Origin of the sequence: Chitinophaga rhizophila (assembly GCF_019492185.1) — a bacterium.
In the GTDB taxonomy this organism is placed as follows: Bacteria; Bacteroidota; Bacteroidia; order Chitinophagales; family Chitinophagaceae; genus Chitinophaga; species Chitinophaga rhizophila.
In genome coordinates, this window is record NZ_JAICCF010000004.1 from 1080492 (window position 1) to 1099855 (window position 19364).

At 48.0% G+C, this 19364-nt stretch carries 10 protein-coding genes; 6 read left to right on the forward strand and 4 right to left on the reverse strand.

Going from position 1 to position 19364, the window contains the following annotated elements:
- Window positions 1–66: 66 nt before the first annotated feature.
- Together K1Y79_RS23830 and uxuA are read right to left on the reverse strand one after the other, a co-directional pair.
- Window positions 67–816, reverse strand: coding sequence for an SDR family NAD(P)-dependent oxidoreductase (locus K1Y79_RS23830; RefSeq protein WP_220252700.1), 750 nt, complete (start codon window positions 814–816; stop codon window positions 67–69).
- Window positions 817–861: 45 nt separating this feature from the next.
- Window positions 862–3636 (reverse strand): mannonate dehydratase, encoded by a 2775-nt coding sequence (uxuA, locus tag K1Y79_RS23835; protein ID WP_220252701.1) that lies wholly within the window; start codon window positions 3634–3636, stop codon window positions 862–864.
- Window positions 3637–3935: 299 nt separating this feature from the next.
- Here uxuA and K1Y79_RS23840 point away from each other — a divergent pair, with 299 nt between their 5' ends.
- From K1Y79_RS23840 to K1Y79_RS23855, 4 genes are all read left to right on the forward strand, one after another.
- Complete coding sequence (locus tag K1Y79_RS23840; RefSeq protein ID WP_220252702.1) at window positions 3936–4970, forward strand: LacI family DNA-binding transcriptional regulator; 1035 nt, start codon at window positions 3936–3938, stop codon at window positions 4968–4970.
- A 76-nt stretch (window positions 4971–5046) separates the two neighbouring features.
- Window positions 5047–7539 (forward strand): glycosyl hydrolase 115 family protein, encoded by a 2493-nt coding sequence (locus K1Y79_RS23845; RefSeq protein ID WP_220252703.1) that lies wholly within the window; start codon window positions 5047–5049, stop codon window positions 7537–7539.
- A 33-nt stretch (window positions 7540–7572) separates the two neighbouring features.
- Window positions 7573–8676 carry a glycoside hydrolase family 43 protein gene (locus K1Y79_RS23850; RefSeq protein WP_220252704.1) on the forward strand — a complete coding sequence of 368 codons (1104 nt, stop codon included), beginning with the start codon at window positions 7573–7575 and terminating at the stop codon, window positions 8674–8676.
- Window positions 8673–10586 (forward strand): sialate O-acetylesterase, encoded by a 1914-nt coding sequence (locus tag K1Y79_RS23855; RefSeq protein ID WP_220252705.1) that lies wholly within the window; start codon window positions 8673–8675, stop codon window positions 10584–10586. Before K1Y79_RS23850 ends, K1Y79_RS23855 begins: the two co-directional genes overlap by 4 nt.
- Window positions 10587–10656: 70 nt before the next feature.
- Here K1Y79_RS23855 and K1Y79_RS23860 read toward each other — a convergent pair whose 3' ends face one another.
- Together K1Y79_RS23860 and K1Y79_RS23865 are read right to left on the reverse strand one after the other, a co-directional pair.
- The gene (locus K1Y79_RS23860) at window positions 10657–12228 is read right to left on the reverse strand and encodes a RagB/SusD family nutrient uptake outer membrane protein (protein WP_220252706.1); all 1572 of its coding nucleotides are present in this window, start codon (window positions 12226–12228) and stop codon (window positions 10657–10659) included.
- Window positions 12229–12252: 24 nt separating this feature from the next.
- The gene (locus K1Y79_RS23865) at window positions 12253–15438 is read right to left on the reverse strand and encodes a SusC/RagA family TonB-linked outer membrane protein (protein ID WP_236059787.1); all 3186 of its coding nucleotides are present in this window, start codon (window positions 15436–15438) and stop codon (window positions 12253–12255) included.
- A 614-nt stretch (window positions 15439–16052) separates the two neighbouring features.
- Here K1Y79_RS23865 and K1Y79_RS23870 point away from each other — a divergent pair.
- Both K1Y79_RS23870 and K1Y79_RS23875 read left to right on the forward strand, forming a co-directional pair.
- Window positions 16053–16841, forward strand: coding sequence for a helix-turn-helix domain-containing protein (locus K1Y79_RS23870; protein WP_220252707.1), 789 nt, complete (start codon window positions 16053–16055; stop codon window positions 16839–16841).
- Window positions 16842–17066: 225 nt separating this feature from the next.
- The gene (locus K1Y79_RS23875) at window positions 17067–19193 is read left to right on the forward strand and encodes a tetratricopeptide repeat-containing sensor histidine kinase (protein ID WP_236059788.1); all 2127 of its coding nucleotides are present in this window, start codon (window positions 17067–17069) and stop codon (window positions 19191–19193) included.
- The last annotated feature ends 171 nt before the right edge of the window (window positions 19194–19364 follow it).

The following is a 19364-nucleotide window of genomic DNA, read 5'->3' on the forward strand; positions in this document are numbered from 1 at the left end:
TTTACCTTGTTTCACACCATTTTAGTGTTAGTCCCTGGTTATTATTTGCTCAGATAAGTTTAGTAGTTAAAAGCCTACCGCATTTCCACCATCCACCGGCAATATCACCCCGGTAATGTATTTTGCCGTGTCTGATGCCAGAAACAAAGCTGCTGCTCCAATATCCGACGGCTGACCCAGGTATCCCATTGGCGTACGCCCTATTGCTTTCGATTTCCGCTCAGGATCTGCGTCGAGCGCTCTGGCACTCATATCTGTAGCAATAAAACCGGGTGCTATGCAGTTGATCCTGATACCATGGGGCGACAACTCTGTAGCCATCGCTCTGGTCATACCTTCAATGGCTGCCTTTGAAGCGGTATAGGCAATTACCTTTGGGATGCCATATTGGGAGGCCATAGAACTAATATTAATGACAACTCCCTTTATACCCTTGGACAACTGATGTTTTACAACCTCCCTGGAAAAGGAGAAAACAGCTGTTACATTTGTTTGGAGGATACCCTGGAAATCCTGATCTGTGACTTCTATAAATGCCTTTTTCATGTTAATGCCAGCATTGTTGACCAGTATATCAATATGCCCATACTCCGCTATGATCCCGGAAACCACTGACGGAATCTTATCAAGCTGAGTCAGGTCGCAACTAATACTATTGCAGTTGCTTCCCAGGCGGTCACAGGCAGCGCGTAGCTTCTCCTGATCCCGGCCTACAATTATAGTGTGTATATCGCTCTGGACAAATGCCTCTGCTATGGCAAATCCAATACCGGAACCGCCACCGGTGACAATGGCCAGTTTTTTCTTAGTCTTCATTGTTAGCTTGTGATGATCTATATGTCTGTTAAAGCTTGTCAGCCATTATTTATAACGGTAGAGTTTTACGTGTTGTATACCCCAGTCTCCCATAGGAATACGAATGTGTCTACCCTGATGTGTCTGATCACCATTCAGTCTCCTGCCTGCCAACCACTTACCCTGAACATATTTTCCTTCTTCCGCCTCCAGGATGCCAGCTAAAGGTTGTTCATTGTCTGTCGAATTGACTGTCAATACAATACCGGTACCAGCAATAATATATTCGTCTTCTCTAAGACAAATAATAACGGCTCCACTCTCCGGCCACTTGTCTTTCGGTATACCTGACCATCCGAGGGTACCGTCATGCGCTACTGAAAATGTATATTTACCTGAACTGATAATTTGCCGGGTTTCTAAAGTGTCGAGTAATACGCCATCCATATTACCAGTGCCGCTGTTGCTACTAATGATGGGAGCTAGTTGCCGTAGCAGATCGTAACTCGCGGCAATTGTTTCTTCTGCTGGCCTATGTGTTGACTCTATAGAAAACGGAGAAAAACCAATTGCCTGATAATGCCCTATGGCATATAACGCCTTCACCCCATCAGACGGTTCAAAACGGATTTCAGGTATAAAGAGCGGATTATCTCTCCGTACATAAAGGTCATTATAGTACTTAAAACGTGGATTATAGAAGTCAGGAGACAGGAACTCTATCGCGGGAGCTCCCGCCTGCCATATGTCCATCAGATGAGGCAATGGACCACCGCTGGGATATTGCCCCGGGGCTACATTTTTATGGTTAAGCGCGGCATTTACAAACATAGGTAAAGGATACACTTGCTTGCCTGCACTGGCAACTGTATTAGTATACTGTGCATACTGCCATGCCTGGAAAAGTTCTTCCGTTTCAATACCTTTCCCAAAAACCTCTTCCCATGTTCCTTTAGTGCGATATCCATTACGTGCCCAATGTTCCTTCAGTTCAGGTACAAGATCTGCCTTATGTTTGTGCAGGTAACCAGTTAATGCAGACGGCACCTGCCCCTTAAATGCTTTATCTGCTGAACTGGTATGCTCCCTTGCCTCAGGCAACATTCCAATCTCGTTCTCTACCTGTACCATAATAACGGTACTATAGTCTACGTCAATGTCTCTGACATGCTGCATCAATGCACGAAATGCCTTGACATCGGCCAGCAGGTTATTTTCACTAAAGGCAGATAAAATCTCCTGTCCGGTACCATCACTTTTTAAGGCACGGGGGAAACGTTTGGTATCTGTCTTCACCCAGGATGGCACATAGCAACTCATGCTATTTTTCCAGCTTCCAAACCATAAAAGCACCAAATGCATATCCCGGCGACGTGCCTGGTGAATAATACTGTCTACAACCGAGAAGTCGAACCGCCCTTCATCAGGTTCGACAAGCTCCCAATACACGGGAGCGAGGATCGTATTCAGATGCATTTGCTGCAATGTGTCCCACAATGGCTCCATATAGGAAGCACTTGAAGAACTTGAATTACCCAATTCACCGCCTAGTACCAGAAAGGGTGCTCCTTTTACAAATAGCTGCATAGTACTTCCCTGACGCTTCAACTGCGGGTAGCCAGATGCATATTGCTGTGCTTTTGCAGACATGCAGACGGTGGTAAATATTGCCAACAGCAAGAGTGACAGGTTACGCAGTATACCTGTTTCCAGTCCGCGGAGTTCCGCCAGCCCCTTTAGACGGCCTATTGCGCTATATCCCGGGTAAGTCATTTTATCAAGATCATCCAGCATCTGATGCCCATGGTCCGGTCTCATAGGAATAGCAACCTGCCGTTGCCGCATTAGCAGCACGATCTCTTTTACAATAGTATACATGTCAGCATCTCCTGCCAAGTGATCTGCTTCATAGAAGTTACCAACTGTATCCCGTTTTGTATTACGCAGATGCAGGAAATGAATATGCGGACCAAATCTTCTGACCATTTCGGCAAGGTCATTATCCGGCCTTGCACCTAATGAACCGGTGCAGAAACACAATCCATTAGCTGGTGACGGTACTGCTGCCAGTAGTTTTGCTATATCATCGGCGGTACTGACAATACGTGGTAGTCCAAGTACCGGGAAGGGAGGATCATCCGGATGAATAGCCAGTTGTAGCCCCACTGATGCTGCTACTGGTACCACTTCCTGCAGAAACGCATAAAGGTGTCGGCGTAATATCTGCGCGTTGATACCTGCATAGGTATGCAGCGCTGCTATTACTTCTTCTGCAGTAAATTGCCCGCCGGTTCCTGGCAAACCGAGCAACGCATTGTTGTAAAGCGCTTCTTTCTCTGACGTAGTCATCGCGGTATACCGTTCATGGGCCGCTGCTATCGCTGCCTGATCATATTCCTCTACCGCGCCCGGGCGTTGTAACTGAAACAGGTCAAATGCGGCAAATGCAGCTTTATCAAAGTATAAGGCCCGGCTGCCGTCTTCCATGTGATAGTCGATATCTGTACGTACCCAATCCAGTACTGGCATAAAGTTATATGTGATCACTTTTAAGCCACACGTAGCCAGATTATGAAGACTCTCTTTATAATTTTCGATATGACGACGGTAGTCGCCGGACTGGCGTTTAATATCTTCACTTACTGGTAAACTCTCTACCACAGTCCATGTCATACCAGCGGCTTCAATCAACTGCCTGCGCGCCATTATATCTGTCACCGGCCATACTTCGCCCGGGGGTATATGATGTAATGCTGTTACGACACCGGTACAGCCAGCCTGCCTGATATGAGTCAGCGGCACAGCATCTCCAGGACCAAACCAACGCATTGTTTGTTCCATCTGCATAATGAGATTATGTTTTCGATCAGCGGTTGATAGTGATAGTGGTATAAATAATAGTCAAGGAATTATTCTAAACGGGAATACTCAATCAAACGTACCGAATCGCTGCAACAGTCGTTTTCCACAACTAAAGTAAAGACAATTTTGAAAATTGCAACCGATTGTGTTATTTATTTTCCAAAAAAGTTTACTTTAGCTGTACATTTAGCTGGCGCAAGCGATTGTGCCAGGCAATGTCCACGATATGAGTGCCGTCATTAGCTTTCTCATTTACTTTATACCGACATCTGACATTTATGGCAAACGAAAGAGAAGTGACCATATATGATATCGCCAGAGAACTGAATATCTCAGCGACTACGGTCAGCCGCGGACTCCAGGACCATCCGACAATCAGTAAAAAGACAAAAAAGAAGATACTGGAACTGGCAGACCAGATGGGCTATCGTAGTAACCACTTTGCACGTAGCCTGCGCAACCAGAAGACCAACACCTTCGGTATCATTGTACCCAGATTGAACAGCCACTTCATGTCATCCGTCATTGCCGGTATAGAAAATGCTGCTAATGAACAGGGCTTCTCCCTCCTGATCGCTCAATCCTCAGAATCATCCGTCAAAGAAGCTTCCAGCGCCCGGACAATGTTTGACAGCCGCGTCGATGGACTACTCGTCTCACTTGCAGTAGATACGACCGAGCTGACACACTTTGACAACTTCTTCAAAAAAAATATACCCGTTATATTCTTCGACCGTGTACAGCAGCATGAAAGTTCTGTTAATATACTGATCGATAACAGACAAGCTGCCTACAACGCCACCAGACACCTGATAGAACAGGGCTGCCGCAAGATCATTCACATTACTGCTCCGGCAGTGCAGAACGTATATAAAGACCGGTTGAAAGGCTATAAAGAAGCCTTAAGTGATCATAAGATAAAGTTCCGCGAAGATTATGTGCTGATCACTAACCTGAGCCAGGAAGCCGGAGCTACAGCAGCACAGACTATCCTGCAGATGAAACCCATGCCTGATGGAATCTTTGTTGCCAATGACAGCTGTGCAATAGGTTGTATGCTTGCAATGAAAGAACAAGGCATCCGCATACCGGAGGATATTGCTTTCGTCGGCTTCAACAATGATCCGGTAACCCAGGTCATCGCTCCCAACCTGACAACTATCAACTATTCAGGCTATGAAATGGGACAGGTAGCTGCCAGACACCTGATTAACCATGTCAGGGATGTCTCCTTCATCAGCAGCACCAATACCATCATACTCAGATCAGAACTGATAATACGCGCTTCCTCTCTCAGGAAAGGGAGCAAGTAACAGATAAAAGGCACTGTTAAGGCCTGCTGCAAAACCCGGCAGCAGGAAAGTTCCGTGCATTCAAAATATTCCCATTATGAAAAAACTAAGCACCCTTTTACTCATGCTGGTTGCCGCGCAGTATATCCATGCACAGCAACTGCTGACCTCCAAACCAGATAAAAACAGCTTCCCCTTGGTAACCGCCTCCCCTGCTGCCATTTACACCGACAGCACCGACGACTGGCTGGTCAACAAAAGTGCACAACTACTACAGGCCGATATAGAAAAAGTTACCGGTAAAAAGCCTGCGCTTATACATAATATTGCAGATGCTCCTGCCAATGTTGTCATCATTGGATCTCAGAATGGATGCCAGCCGCTGCAATCTCTTGCCGCCAATAAACGCACTGCCTATAAACCCATGGAGCCTGCATGGGAAACCTATCAGATACAGACGCTGACCAGACCCTTCCCCCATATTAATAAAGCACTGGTTATTAGCGGCAGCGACAAAAGAGGCGTCGCATATGGCGTACTGGAAATCTCCAAACAAATAGGCGTTTCTCCCTGGTACTGGTGGGCAGATGTGCCAGTAAAGAAGCAGTCCTCCCTTTACATCAAAGGTAACTCATTTCGGTGCACCTCTCCCTCAGTCAGATACAGAGGCATTTTTATTAATGATGAAGCGCCTGCTTTTTCGGGCTGGACTAAAGAAAAGTTCGGCGGCTTCAATCACCACATGTACGAACACATGTTTGAACTGCTGCTACGCCTGAAAGGTAATTACCTCTGGCCTGCCATGTGGGGCAATGCGTTTAACGATGACGATACATTAAACCCTGTCATGGCACACAAATGGGGCATAGTAATGGGATCTTCCCATCACGAGCCTATGCTGCGCGCTCACGACGAATGGCGGCGTTATGGCAAAGGCCCTTGGAACTACGTTAAGAACGAAAACACGCTCCGCGACTTCTGGCGTACAGGTATTACCCGCATGCGGGATCATGAAAGCATTGTTACTATAGGCATGCGTGGCGATGGCGATGAGCCCATGACCGAAGGCACCGCCACTGCCCTGCTGGAACGTATTGTGAAAGACCAACGGCAGATCCTTACAGAGATCACCGGTAAACCTGCAGCTGCCACGCCACAGTTGTGGGCATTGTACAAAGAAGTTCAGGACTACTACGACAACGGTATGCGCGTACCCGATGATATAACGTTGCTACTCTGCGATGACAACTGGGGAAACATCCGTAAACTACCCGACCTTCAGGAAAAACCAAGAGGCGGCGGCTACGGTATATACTATCACTTTGACTACGTTGGAGATCCCCGTAACTACAAATGGCTCAATACAAACAATATTGCCCGGGTATGGGAACAGATGCATCTTGCCAAAGCTTATGGTGCCGACAGGATCTGGATCGTTAATGTGGGTGATCTCAAACCCATGGAATTTCCTATTTCCTTCTTCCTTGACTATGCCTGGAATACCGATAAATGGCATGCAGATAACCTCCGTGACTATTATACCAAATGGGCGGGCGAGCAGTTTGGTGCTACCTATGCTACCAGGATCGGTGAGGTGTTACGCCGCTACGGCCAGTACGCTGCCAGAAGAAAACCTGAGCTGTTAAACGCTGATACCTATAGCCTAACCGCCTATAATGAGTTTTCCCGTGTATTGCAGGAGTGGGAAATCCTGCTGAAAGATGCAACGGCCATCGGGGCCAGCCTCCCGCCGGCATACAAAGACGCTTACTTCCAGCTGGTACTACACCCGGTTAAAGCCTTTACCATCGTACACCAACTATATCATGCGGTGGCCTTGAACAGATCTTATGCTGCCCAGCAGGATACCAGCGCCAATGCCTGGGCCAATAAAGCCAGGCAGCTGTATATCAGCGACTCGCTACTTTCGCAGGAATACAACCAGCATGCTAATGGCAAATGGAATCATATGATGGATCAGACGCATATAGGATATACCTACTGGCAACAACCAGAGGTAAACAGTATGCCTGCTGTATCCTATGTGAAGGCACATCGCCCTGTAACCAGGACCGATTCACTGCCGAAAGATACTTCCCGCTATTTCTCGCTGCCTGCTGCCCGTTATACCAACGCGGTCAGCAACGCCGGTATATCCTGGAAGGCCATTCCAGACATTGGCAGTACCGGCGACGGCATCACCACTTTCCCGGTTACCAGGTCTGTTTCCCTGGGAAAGAACAGTCCGCATCTTGAATATGCTATTTATAGCCGGGATACAGGTACTATCTCCATTACCGGACACTTCTCCCCTACGCTTGACTTTACCGGCGGCAAAGGGCTTAAATATGCTGTTTCTGTGGATAATGCGGAGCCGGTCATCCTCCAATTACACGATGAAGGCAATTGGAGCAAGTGGGTATCCGAGAATGTCATCCGGCAGACTTCCACTCACCATCTCAGCCAACCGGGAAAACATATTGTGAAATACTGGATGATCTCCCCAGGTATCATCCTGCAACAACTCACTGTCAATACCGGCGGACTACAAAACAGCTATCTACCTCCCCCGCCTACGGGTTCCCGCTAACCATTCATTTATACACTTCAATAAACTTCAGATATGCGTACCTTACAATCTGCTTTCGCCCTCGCTGTACCAGTAGCACTTACCTGCCTGTGTTACAGCTGTCAACCTGCCGGTTCTTCAAAAGCGGCAGACAGTACCCAAACTACTGTCTCTGCTGATAGCTCCGGGAAGAAATACCTCTCCCAGCCGCTGGTCAGTCATATCCATACTGCTGATCCTTCTGCGCATGTATTCAACGGCAGGATCTACATTTATCCTTCCCACGACACTGCCACCGGTATACCGGAAGACGATTTAGGCAGCCACTTTGATATGAAAGACTTTCATATCTTATCCATGGATGCTGTAGGCGGACCGGTAACAGATCATGGTGTGGCCCTGGATATAAAGGATATTCCCTGGGCAGGCAGACAGCTATGGGCACCAGATGCGGCCTTTGCTAATGGGACCTACTACCTGTACTTCCCCGTAAAAGATAAAAAGGACATCTTCCGAATCGGTGTGGCTACCAGCGATAAGCCTGAAGGCCCCTTCAAAGCTGAACCTGCACCTATTCCAAACAGCTATAGCATTGATCCATGCGTATTCCGTGATGACGACGGCAAGTTCTACATGTACTTCGGCGGTATCTGGGGCGGGCAGTTACAGCGATGGAATAACAATAAATACGACTCCACCCAAGGTAACCGTAAAGCAGACGACCTGGCCATCCTTCCAAGAATGGCGATCCTCTCACCAGACATGAAACATTTCGGTGGCCCGGTTCAGGAAGTAAAACTACTCGATGAAAACGGACAGCCTTATCATGAGAAAGACAATGACAAACGTTTCTTCGAGGCTGCCTGGATGCATAAGTACAAGGGCAAATACTACTTCTCTTATTCTACCGGCGACACCCATAACCTGTGTTACGCCACCGGCGATAGTCCATACGGACCTTTCACCTATAAAGGTGTGATACTGAAACCGGTAGAAGGATGGACCAGTCACCATTCCATTATCGAAAAAGATGGCAAATGGTACCTCTTCTATCACGATGTACAGTTATCCGGCAAGACTTACCTACGTAATGTGAAGGTGACCGAACTGCACTACAACGAAGATGGCGCTATTCAAACGATCAATCCATCCGTATGACGCTGATCCTACGCGCTATCACCGGCGCTGTACTTTGCAGCCTGCTATACACCCCTTCCGATGCCCAGGTAAGGCTGCCAAGACTCGTGCGCGACAGCATGGTACTTCAACGCGACGCACCGGTTAAAATATGGGGGTGGGCCACTCCCGGCGAACAAATACGCATCCGTTTCCAGGGCAAAAGGTTCAGTACCCGCACCTCGGCCGACAGTACCTGGTCGGTGGTCATGCCAGCTCTCAGAACTGGTGGCCCCTACATCATGCATATCGATGCCAGTAACCATATCACACTACGGGATATTCTGGTAGGCGATGTATGGTTCTGCGCAGGGCAGTCAAATATGGTCCACCAGCTGGCACTGCATAGCGAACGCTATGCTGCTGATATCAATGAAGCTGCCTATCCCGAGATACGGCATTTCAAGATACCTCAGACGTCTAACTTGAAGACGACTTCAACCGACATTACGGATGGATACTGGAAATCAGCCACACAAACTGATGTGGCTGACTTTTCTGCAGTAGCCTACTTCTTTGCCAGGGACCTCTATCGACGTTATAAGATCCCTATCGGACTTATAAACGCGTCAGTAGGTGGTACGCCCATAGAAGCCTGGACCAGCAAAGAAGGGCTACAGGCTTTTCCTTCCATCATGAATACCATCCATGACAACGAAAGCAGAACGGCCCCTCCTCCTGCTCCGTCACTGCCGGCACTTACTGACGCAGGACTGGACAGCCAGCCAGCCTGGTATGACCCCTCCTATCAACCCTTACAATGGAGGCCTATCAATGTACCGGGTTACTGGGAAGATCAGGGTACCCGTGATCTGGATGGCACAGTATGGTACCGCAGGGAAATAGATATTCCTGCATCCATGACTGACAAACCAGCACTTCTCAGACTGGGCCGTATTGTTGACGCAGATATTGTATACGTGAACGGTAAGCTGGCTGGTAATACCACATACCAATATCCGCAGCGACGCTATCAGCTTCCTGCCGGCATGCTGAATCCCGGTAAGAACCTGATTGTCGTACGTGTTACCAATCATGCCGGTAAAGGTGGCTTTATTCCTGATAAACCTTATTACCTCGCTGCCGGCAATGATACCCTTGACCTGAAAGGCACATGGCACTATAAGGTTGGCGGCGTATATAGTACACCTCCTCCTGCCGCCACATTCAGAGAACAGAACTGCCCTGTTGCATTGTACAATGGCATGGTGGCCCCCGTTATACCGTACGCTGTAAAAGGCGCTTTGTGGTACCAGGGTGAAAGCAATACCCACAATGCCAAAGAATACGAGCAACTGCTGCCGGCACTGATCGCTGACTGGAGACGCCAATGGCGACAGCCACTCCCGTTTCTGTTCGTACAACTGCCAGGCTTTATGGATGTACAGTATCTTCCTTCCGAAAGTAACTGGGCCATGCTGAGGGAAGCGCAACGCAAAGCACTAAAGGTACCCAATACAGCCATGGCAGTAACCATTGAACTGGGAGAATGGAATGATGTACATCCGGACCGTAAAAAGGAAGTAGGCGACAGGCTAGCTCTCCTGGCAAGGAAATATGTCTATGGCGAAAAACAACTGATTGCTGAGGGGCCTTTGTTTACTGAAGCAAAAGTTGACGGCAACAAAGTGATCCTGCATTTCAGCAATACCGGTACTGGTCTTACCACCAATGACGGGCAACCGCCTGCTCAGTTTGCGATAGCTGGCGCAGATGGCAAGTTCATATGGGCACAGGCCAAAATAGCAGGTAATACTGTTGTGGTATGGGCTGATGGTGTTAACAAACCTATGCGTGTAAGATATGCCTGGGCTGACAACCCTGCACAACCTAATTTGTACAATAGGGAAGGCCTTCCGGCCTCCCCCTTTGAAACTACTACGGATATATAACACAACCTTCTTCAAACATCAGGACTTAAGCATGAAGCTGGTATTCGCCTCATTCTTAATTCCTGATTGATTAATAGCCTTGATTCTGCTTGGCGATACCGCCAGCCCCCAGTTCCGGATTATTGTCAATCTCCTGCTGCGGGATAGGTAGCAACTCATCCCTGTTAGCCCTGAAGTATGGCAGGGGATCTGTTGTAAAATACCCCTTCTTCCTCCATCTTAGTATATCGCGGTTACGTATCTCTTCGCCGCCCATTTCTACCCATTTTTCATGCATCAACGCCCTGGTTACCTGTTGCTTATTAGACACCGGATACTGGGCTGTCGGATATGCCGGCATATCTACTGAAGCCCTGCTCCTGATCTGGTTGAGATAACCCACTGCTGCACCGGTATTACCTAGTTCGTTTTCACACTCTGCCAGCATCAGCAACACTTCGGCGTACCGGATAATACGCTGGTTGTTACCTCCGGGGTGGTAAGATGCTGCAGACAAACTCTGTTTGTAAATGATCATAAACTTACGCCAGCTGATCTTTTTAGTAACTCCGTTCAGCACAGAAGAGTTACCATTCTGCATAGCGTCTGTCAATACATCTGCGTCATTATTGAACCTGTCTCCGGTCTGATATACTGTATTTGAGAAACGCGGATCTGTTTTCGGAGCGCCGGTAGCTGTATTCTCAAACTCATTGATGAATTTGTTGGAGGGAATCAGGTTCCGCCATGCTACCGGACTATACTCCTGGTTCCGGATGGTAGATTGTGCAGTACCTGCGCCATCTCCGGTACCATTCCAGTCAAAACCGTTATCGCCTCTGTCAAAGTATACTGCTTCCCAGATAGATTCAGCATTGAACTCTGTTTCCTCCAGGAAATTATCAATATAGTTGTCTACCAGTCTATACAGGCCAGCGCCGGTTACTTTCAGCAGCGCTTCCTTAGCGGCTGCATAATCGCCTTTCTGCAGGTGTACTCTCCCTAACATCGCGTTAGCTGCACCTGACGTTACACGGCCAAGATCGGAGGTGCCATATGTTGGCTTCAGTACAGCTACTGCTTCTGTCAGGTCTTTGATGATCTGTGTATACACGGCATCTTCTGCGACTCTTGGCTGAAACTGGTCAGGCGCACTGACTACGGTAGTGTACACCGGTACACCTCCCCATAGCGTTACCAGTTCAAAATATGCCCATGCACGGAAGAACTTTGCCTGTGCAACGCACTGATCGCGTACCTCATCATTGTCTGTTACGTTTGGTTCACTGCCAATGACTGTATTGGCACGGTGAATAACCGTATACAAACCTCTCCACACGCTACCCAGCACAGGGTTATCTGAGGAAGTGGCTCCATTCAGGATCTGTGCACGCGGCACTTCCAGCTGACCACCACCAGACGATACATCGTCGCTTCTCAGGTCATGTACAAAGAACCATTCCCTGCCAATCAGATTGCCGGCATGAAATGCAGAGTAAATAGCATTGGTGCCTTTCAACATCTCTGCACTGTTCTTAAAATAGTTGTCCAGAGTGGCATAACTCGGATTCGTCTTATCCAGATCCTTGGTACAGGAAGTGGTCAACATTGCAGCCGATAACATAGCTGCCATTATATAATTGAAATAAGTGAATTTTTTCATGTCTGATCTTTTTTGCTGCGCTGTTTAGAAACCTACCTGCAAGCCAAACTGGAAGGACCTTGCAGATGGATACTGGCCATAATCAATACCGTTGGTGAGTGTCGTATTCTTCGTACCGATCTCCGGATCCCATCCTTTATAGGAAGTGAAGGTCAGCAGGTTCTGCGAAGACACATATACCCTGAAGTTGGTGATCGCACCGTTTGTCAGCGTACGTAGCGCTGATGCCGGCAACGTATACCCCAGTATCACGTTTTTTAGTCGCAGGTAAGAGCCGTCCTCGATCCAGCGGTCTGATACACGGGCGTTCTGGTTAGGATCGCCGCTGATCGCTCTTGGAATATCAGTATTAGTATTGGTTGGCGTCCATGCATCCAGTACTTCTACGCCTGCTCCGAACAAACGGGCCATACCTTCGCGCAGTACCCTGGTACCGTTAAAGATCTTGTTGCCCTGTACGCCCTGGAAGAACAGAGACATATCAAAGTTCTTGTAGTTGGCACTATAATTCAGGGCATAGGTGAACTTAGGAATGTAAGTACCCAGGAACGTACGGTCGTCTGCTGTAATCCGACCGTCGCCGTTCAGATCTTTGAATTTGATATCGCCAGGTGCGGTAGATTTGGCGGGATCGGTACCTGCTATCTGTTCAGGGCTTTTGTTTACTTCATCCTGGCTCTGGAAGATACCATCCACTACATACCCATAGAAAGACTGGATAGGCTGGCCCGCAACAGTACGGGTCATATTACCATTACCGAAATCTGCATCTGCACCGGCATCGATGGTAGCTCCTGGTGTATTCAGGCTAAGTATCCTGTTGGTGATGAAGCCGATATTACCGCTTACATTCCAGGTGAAGCTACCGCTGGTTTTGTTGTAGCCTAGCTGTATATCCACACCGTTGTTCCTCATAGATGCCGCATTCAGCTGAGAACCGGTGCCACCGTAACCAAAGCTGTAAGGCGTTGGAATGGTCAGGATCAGGTTGTCTGTCTGACGACGGTACCATTCTGCTGTCAGCGTTACTTTGTTATTGAACAATCCCAGGTCTACCCCGATATTCAGTTGTTTTGTCTTCTCCCATTCCAGGCCACTACTGGCCAGCTGGTTGTAATAAGAGGCATTACCCACGCTGATTGTATTACCGAACGGATAGGTTGCTCCATTTGCCTGTACGACTGCCTGCCATGGATATTCATTGGCCAGGATAGAATTTTGCAATGCAGGGAATATACCGATGGCATTCAGACCGGTGATACCCCAGCCTCCGCGCACCTTCAATTCGGAGATAGCGGTGACTGGCTTCAGAAATTCTTCCTGGTCTATCTTCCAGCCTGCCGATACAGAAGGGAAGCTCTGGAATTTACGGCCCGGTGCCCATACAGACAGTCCATCACGACGTATAGCGCCGCTCAGCAGATACTTGCCGGCAAAGTCATAACTCACGCGGCCTATATACGACTGTATCAGTGTAGCTGTACGTGCAGAAAAGGCTGTTACATTGGTAGCGCCTACGAATGTCTCTCTGTCATTAGTAGTCTGGTTACCGGATTGCGTCTCGCCAAAGTTATCCGCCTGCTGCCGCTCATATACTGCCACGGCATTGATATGATGTCTGCCAAATGTCTTATCAAAGGTCAGCTGCTGCGTGTACAGTAAGGTCGTTCTGTTCGCCCGCTGGTCATTGATGGTTGCTACCGTCGCATTTCTACCCTTGTCGTTATAGATAGGCAGGAACTCATGCTGATAGGTAGATACATAGTCAGCACCGAATGTAGAACGGAAGTTCAGCCATGATGTAAGGTTCACCTGTGCATACACAGTTCCCAATAACTTGAATACCTGCCTGTGCGCATCTCCCAGCAGCAGTGCATCTGTTACGGGATTGGTCGGGTCAGCACCATCCACGCTGTTCTCTGCATTACGGAATCCACCGTTGGTAGTAGGGTCATATACCGGCAGGTAAGGCAAGGCTCTGATCACATTTGCCAGCCGGGTTCTGTTACCCTGTGTATTGTCATACCGTTGTTTGGAGTAAGACAACAGTACGTTCTCTCCTACGGTAAATACTTTGCTCACATTATGCTCTGAGTTAATACGGAAGTTGCCGCGTTCATAATTCACGCCTTGCGCAATACCATCCTGTTTCAGGTGGCCGGCAGACATGAAATAACGGGAGGCGTCATTGCCGCCACTTACAGACACATGTGATTGTGTAATCAGCGCCTTTTTGAAATACGCATCCTGCCAGTCTGTATTGGTTTGCGCAAACGTCTGGTTAGTACCCTCATAGATGGGCTGATTAAAGTTTGCATCTTCCAGGCGTGGTGGTCTTGATATGCCTGCGGCGCCGTTCAGTGCACGCTCATATTGCAGATATTGCTGTGTATTCAGCAGGTCTATTGTTTTCCAGGCTGACTGTACACCTGCGTATGAATCGAAGGTGACGCGTGGTTTACCTTCGCGGGATCCTTTTTTAGTCGTGATGATGATGACACCATTCGTAGCACGGGAGCCATAGATGGCTGCTGCACTTGCGTCTTTCAATACTTCCACGGATTGTACGTCCCGGCTGTCAAAGCTGGCCAGGTTGGACGTTGGAAATCCGTCTATTACATACAATGGATCTGATGCATAGCTGATGGAACTGATACCCCTGATACGGATAATTGGGTCAGCACCAGGCGTACCATTGTTAGTAACGGTCAGACCGGCCACACGTCCCTGCAGTGCCTGCTGTACACTCACAACAGGTAATTCTGCAATGGTCTTGCTGTTCACCGAAGCAACGGAACCTGTCAGGGAGCTTTTCTTCTGTGCACCATAACCAATCACAACCATCTGTTCCAATGACTGTGAGTTAGGAGCCAGGTTCACCTGATAGTTCGCACCACTACCTACGGTTACCTGCGTGGCAGTATACCCGATAAAACTATATTGCAATACTTCTCCTGCCGACGCGGTGATAGTATAATTACCATCAGCGCCGGTCACAGTTCCTCTATTGGTATTCCTGACGGCTACAGTAACACCAGACAAGGGCTTCCCTGTCTCATCCAGTACTCTGCCTCTTACCGGCTGGCCGTTCTGGGCATAGGCTGTCGTCAGCATCAGCATTGCGGCTATTGTCAGCAATGCATGAAGCGTCCGTTTCTGTTTGTCTGGAGACAGACAACTCCAAAAAAAAGCTCGTAAAGAAAGCTTCATAACGCGTGGGATTGATAGTTTATAAATGAAAATATGTCAACAGATCTCTATATTGTCAGTTAAACACACATTAAGTATTTCAGTGAGTAGTCCATGCCACCTCCGGGGAACACTGTATTTCATACGGGAATCATGCTGGTGTTGCATTTTATCGATCCTCACCTTCCTAATCAGATGTGAAGTACCTACTAAATTGCCAGATTATTTCGTCTCAGATTATCAATAATTGGTTAATATTTCTCAAATCGCAATCGGTTGCGTAAATTGAGGAAGAATCGTCTTCAATCAGGGCCTGTGACTTGTCAGACTACTGATTGCCAATACATTGCCACGTCAAAAACAACAATATGGAAAACACGTTATAAAACATTGATTATGTTAATCTTACAAACACCCACCTGACTACAGGTATTGCTCCACATTCAACAACACAGGGTATAGTTTCCTATCAGATATAGTACTATCCCACTACTTGCCAGTACCCATCCGTTGGCCGACGGAAACACATGGCAACGATTACCATACAGAAAAGCGCCAAGAGTTGAGCCCACGACTACTGAACAGGAACGCTATACATAGACTGACTACTCACCGCATCTTTTATCTGACCACGTATGCAAGACACACTCTTAATCGTAGATGATGACCAGCACATGCTGCAACTACTCGCTGAAGAACTGGGTAATGATTACCTGATCTTCACCGCAGAAGATGGCCAGCGCGCACTGGAAATCACTGCCAACTATCCGGTACGTATCATCATCGCTGCCGCGATAACTCCCGTTGTAAATGGCTTTGAGCTCTGCCTCCAGCTGAAAAAAAGCCCCCATTATGCCCATATACCCATCATCCTGCTGACAGGCAACAAAGCCATGCAACACCGCCTCGAAGGACTGAAAGCCGGCGCTGATGCCTGTATAGAAAGACCCTTCCCGCAAGAGCTGCTGAAAGTCCAGATTGCCAGTCTGCTGGATAACCGGAAGAAAATTCGCGCCTATTATACGCAACATCCGCTGGCACATATGAGCGTGGCGACTACGAAATATACCTCTGAAGATTTCCTCGCCAGTCTCAATAGCCTGATCCTGGAAAACATAGAAAATACTGCCCTGGATATAGACCTGCTGGCAAAAAAACTGAATATCAGCAGACCAACCCTCTACAGGAAAGTCAAAGCCCTCTCTGACCTGACGCCCAACGAACTGGTCTCGGTCGTAAGACTGAAAAAAGCAGCTGAACTGCTAACAAGTACCGGCTACAAAATATTTGAAGTGGCAATGATGACAGGGTTTAACTCCCAAAGCAGCTTCGGAAAGGCCTTTCTCAAACAATTCCGGATGACGCCCACGGCCTTTCAGCAAATGCGTAAATCAACTGAAATAACCGGCTCTCCGCTTTTATAAGAAAAATAGCCCTTCTTTTGCTATCTTTCCGCCTCGCCGTTAAGTGAACACTGCCACTTTGAGGTAAACGGACGAACTGTGAACATTAATTTCTAAACCAGCATGGGCGGTAACCGCTACTTACTTTTTACGCTTTTCCTGCTTTGCCTTCTTTGCGGGAACTACTATTCAATTGGCCGGACTTTCGATAACGATGACAAAGAAATCGCTGCAATAAGACAACTCATGTCCAGGGGAGAAATGTACCTGGCAAAACCAGGCACTGTACAAGCAGATATGGACAGCGCCATGGCGATCGCCAACCGGATGGAGCAGCTAAGCCGCCATAGAAATACTGCATTGGGTCAAGGGCTGAGTAAATTACTGAGAGCCAGAACGATGGTGCAGAGCGGCCACCCGCAGGATGCCAGGATAATTGCACAACAGGCTGTATCCATCTTTGAAAAACTGAACACTCCCCGGGAGAAAGCAGATGCGCTGATCGAACTGGGTGGAACATATAACAATACTGACGAAGATATACCCGCTAAAATCTCCTGCTACCAGCAGGGTATTGACATCTACCATCGCCTGGGCGACAAAATGAAGGAAGCCTCCATGCTGGAAGTACTGGGCGACATTAACCAGGTAAAGCAGGACTATAACGCCGCCCTCTCCCACCTGCACCAGGCATTAACCATTTACCAGTCCATCGGCTATAAGAAACTACAGGGTGTATACGCCCTCCTGGGCAGTGTACATAATGAAAAGAGCAATTACATCGAAGCGCTTCGCTATAACCTGCTGGCAGTTAAAACCGGCGAAGAACTGGGCGATTCCGGCATGCTGATGTCTACCGTCTACAACCGGCTGGCCATGAGCTATTACAACATCGACTACACCCGGCAGTCTATGGAATATTACCGGAAAGGTATGTACCTCGCCCGGATTAATAAAGATCCAAATGCGATACAGAACTTCCTTTTCAATATCGGTGAGCTGCTGGGTAAAATGGGCCGCTATGAGGAAGCGCTTGATAGTCTGAATGCTGCATATACCCAGTTTCCTGTAGCCGATGCCAACGACGAAGGCTTCTTCATGATGCGGTTTATCAGGATGTACCTCCAGTTGAATGATCACCAGCAAGCAGAGAAGTGTTACCGCAAAATGCTCGGTATATACGGCCAGGTCAATGAACTTATGAGGCAGGAACTCCGTCTTAGCCTGTCTACCTATCTCGTGAAGAAAGGACGCTTTGCAGAGGCAGCCCCCTACCTCGATACCTTCGCTGTTATGGAGCAGACCTACCCTTCTTCTGTACTCAGAAATGCCAGTATAGCCCAGCTGCAATACAAAACTGATTCTGCCCTGGGTAACCTGTCTGCCGCCATCGCACACATGGTCAGGCATAAAACCCTGTCTGACTCTGCCCGTAACCTGGCACAGTCCAGACAACTGGGCCAGCTGCAACTGCAGTTTGAGACTGACCAGAAAGATAAAGACATTAAACTGCTGGTACAACGTAACGAGCTACAGGAAGCTTCCCTCCAAAAAGAAAGGGTGATCCGTTATGTGATCATCGCCGGGGTGATCATTTTAATTGCCTTCCTCGGACTGATTTACAGCAGATACCGGAATAAAAAACGGACGAACATCCAGCTTGAAAAACAGCAAAACGAGATCAACGCCCAGAACGATATGCTGAAAGGGCTGCTCGATGAAAAAGAATGGCTGCTGAAAGAAATACACCACCGCGTAAAGAACAACCTTCAGATCATTATCAGTCTGCTCAACACACAGTCCCAATACCTGAATAACAAAGACGCACTGGCAGCCATCCGTAACAGTCAGCAGCGCATGTACTCCATGTCGCTGATACATCAGCGGCTGTACCAGACTGATAATCTTGGTAAAATCGATATGCACTGGTACATACCTGAGATGATCGGGTATATGAAAGACAGCTTTGAGACTGACCGCAGGATCACTTTTCACCTGGCCTGCGCACCTATAGAACTGGACGTGGCACAGGCAGTTCCCGTAGGACTGATACTCAACGAAGCAGTCAGCAATGCCATTAAATACGCCTTCCCAGGCGGAAGAAAAGGCCATATTGATATTCAGCTGATGCAGACAACAGAAGACTGCTGTGAACTGGTCATTGCTGACAATGGAGCAGGAATACCTCCCGGTATGGACGCCATGGCGACAGCTTCTCTCGGTATGAGCCTGATGCAGGGTCTCAGCATGCAGCTGGACGGTCAGTTCGAGCTGACTGACAACCATCCGGGTGTCCGTATTTCGCTGGCATTCAGGTACCAGAACTTTGCATCAACCGACAGATTACCTACATTTGCCGAAGAAGCATCCTGACCGGTACAGTTCCTCTATTTCTGACGCTTATCATAAAAGCACGAAATATCGTCATAAATCACTCCGCCATATTACGACTATTGAACTGATAATTAACACCTTACAATTTGGTATCTATATTGCCAGGTACTACACTTCGCTACATCTCAGCGCACTGACCAAATTGAATAA

Bases quoted from the DNA above. Each gene is read 5' to 3' on its own strand.
- K1Y79_RS23830 (WP_220252700.1), bottom strand. From the start codon at position 816: ATGAAGACTAAGAAAAAACTGGCCATTGTCACCGGTGGCGGTTCCGGT.
- uxuA (WP_220252701.1), bottom strand. From the start codon at position 3,636: ATGGAACAAACAATGCGTTGGTTTGGTCCTGGAGATGCTGTGCCGCTG.
- K1Y79_RS23840 (WP_220252702.1), top strand. From the start codon at position 3,936: ATGGCAAACGAAAGAGAAGTGACCATATATGATATCGCCAGAGAACTG.
- K1Y79_RS23845 (WP_220252703.1), top strand. From the start codon at position 5,047: ATGAAAAAACTAAGCACCCTTTTACTCATGCTGGTTGCCGCGCAGTAT.
- K1Y79_RS23850 (WP_220252704.1), top strand. From the start codon at position 7,573: ATGCGTACCTTACAATCTGCTTTCGCCCTCGCTGTACCAGTAGCACTT.
- K1Y79_RS23855 (WP_220252705.1), top strand. From the start codon at position 8,673: ATGACGCTGATCCTACGCGCTATCACCGGCGCTGTACTTTGCAGCCTG.
- K1Y79_RS23860 (WP_220252706.1), bottom strand. From the start codon at position 12,228: ATGAAAAAATTCACTTATTTCAATTATATAATGGCAGCTATGTTATCG.
- K1Y79_RS23865 (WP_236059787.1), bottom strand. From the start codon at position 15,438: ATGAAGCTTTCTTTACGAGCTTTTTTTTGGAGTTGTCTGTCTCCAGAC.
- K1Y79_RS23870 (WP_220252707.1), top strand. From the start codon at position 16,053: ATGCAAGACACACTCTTAATCGTAGATGATGACCAGCACATGCTGCAA.
- K1Y79_RS23875 (WP_236059788.1), top strand. From the start codon at position 17,067: ATGTCCAGGGGAGAAATGTACCTGGCAAAACCAGGCACTGTACAAGCA.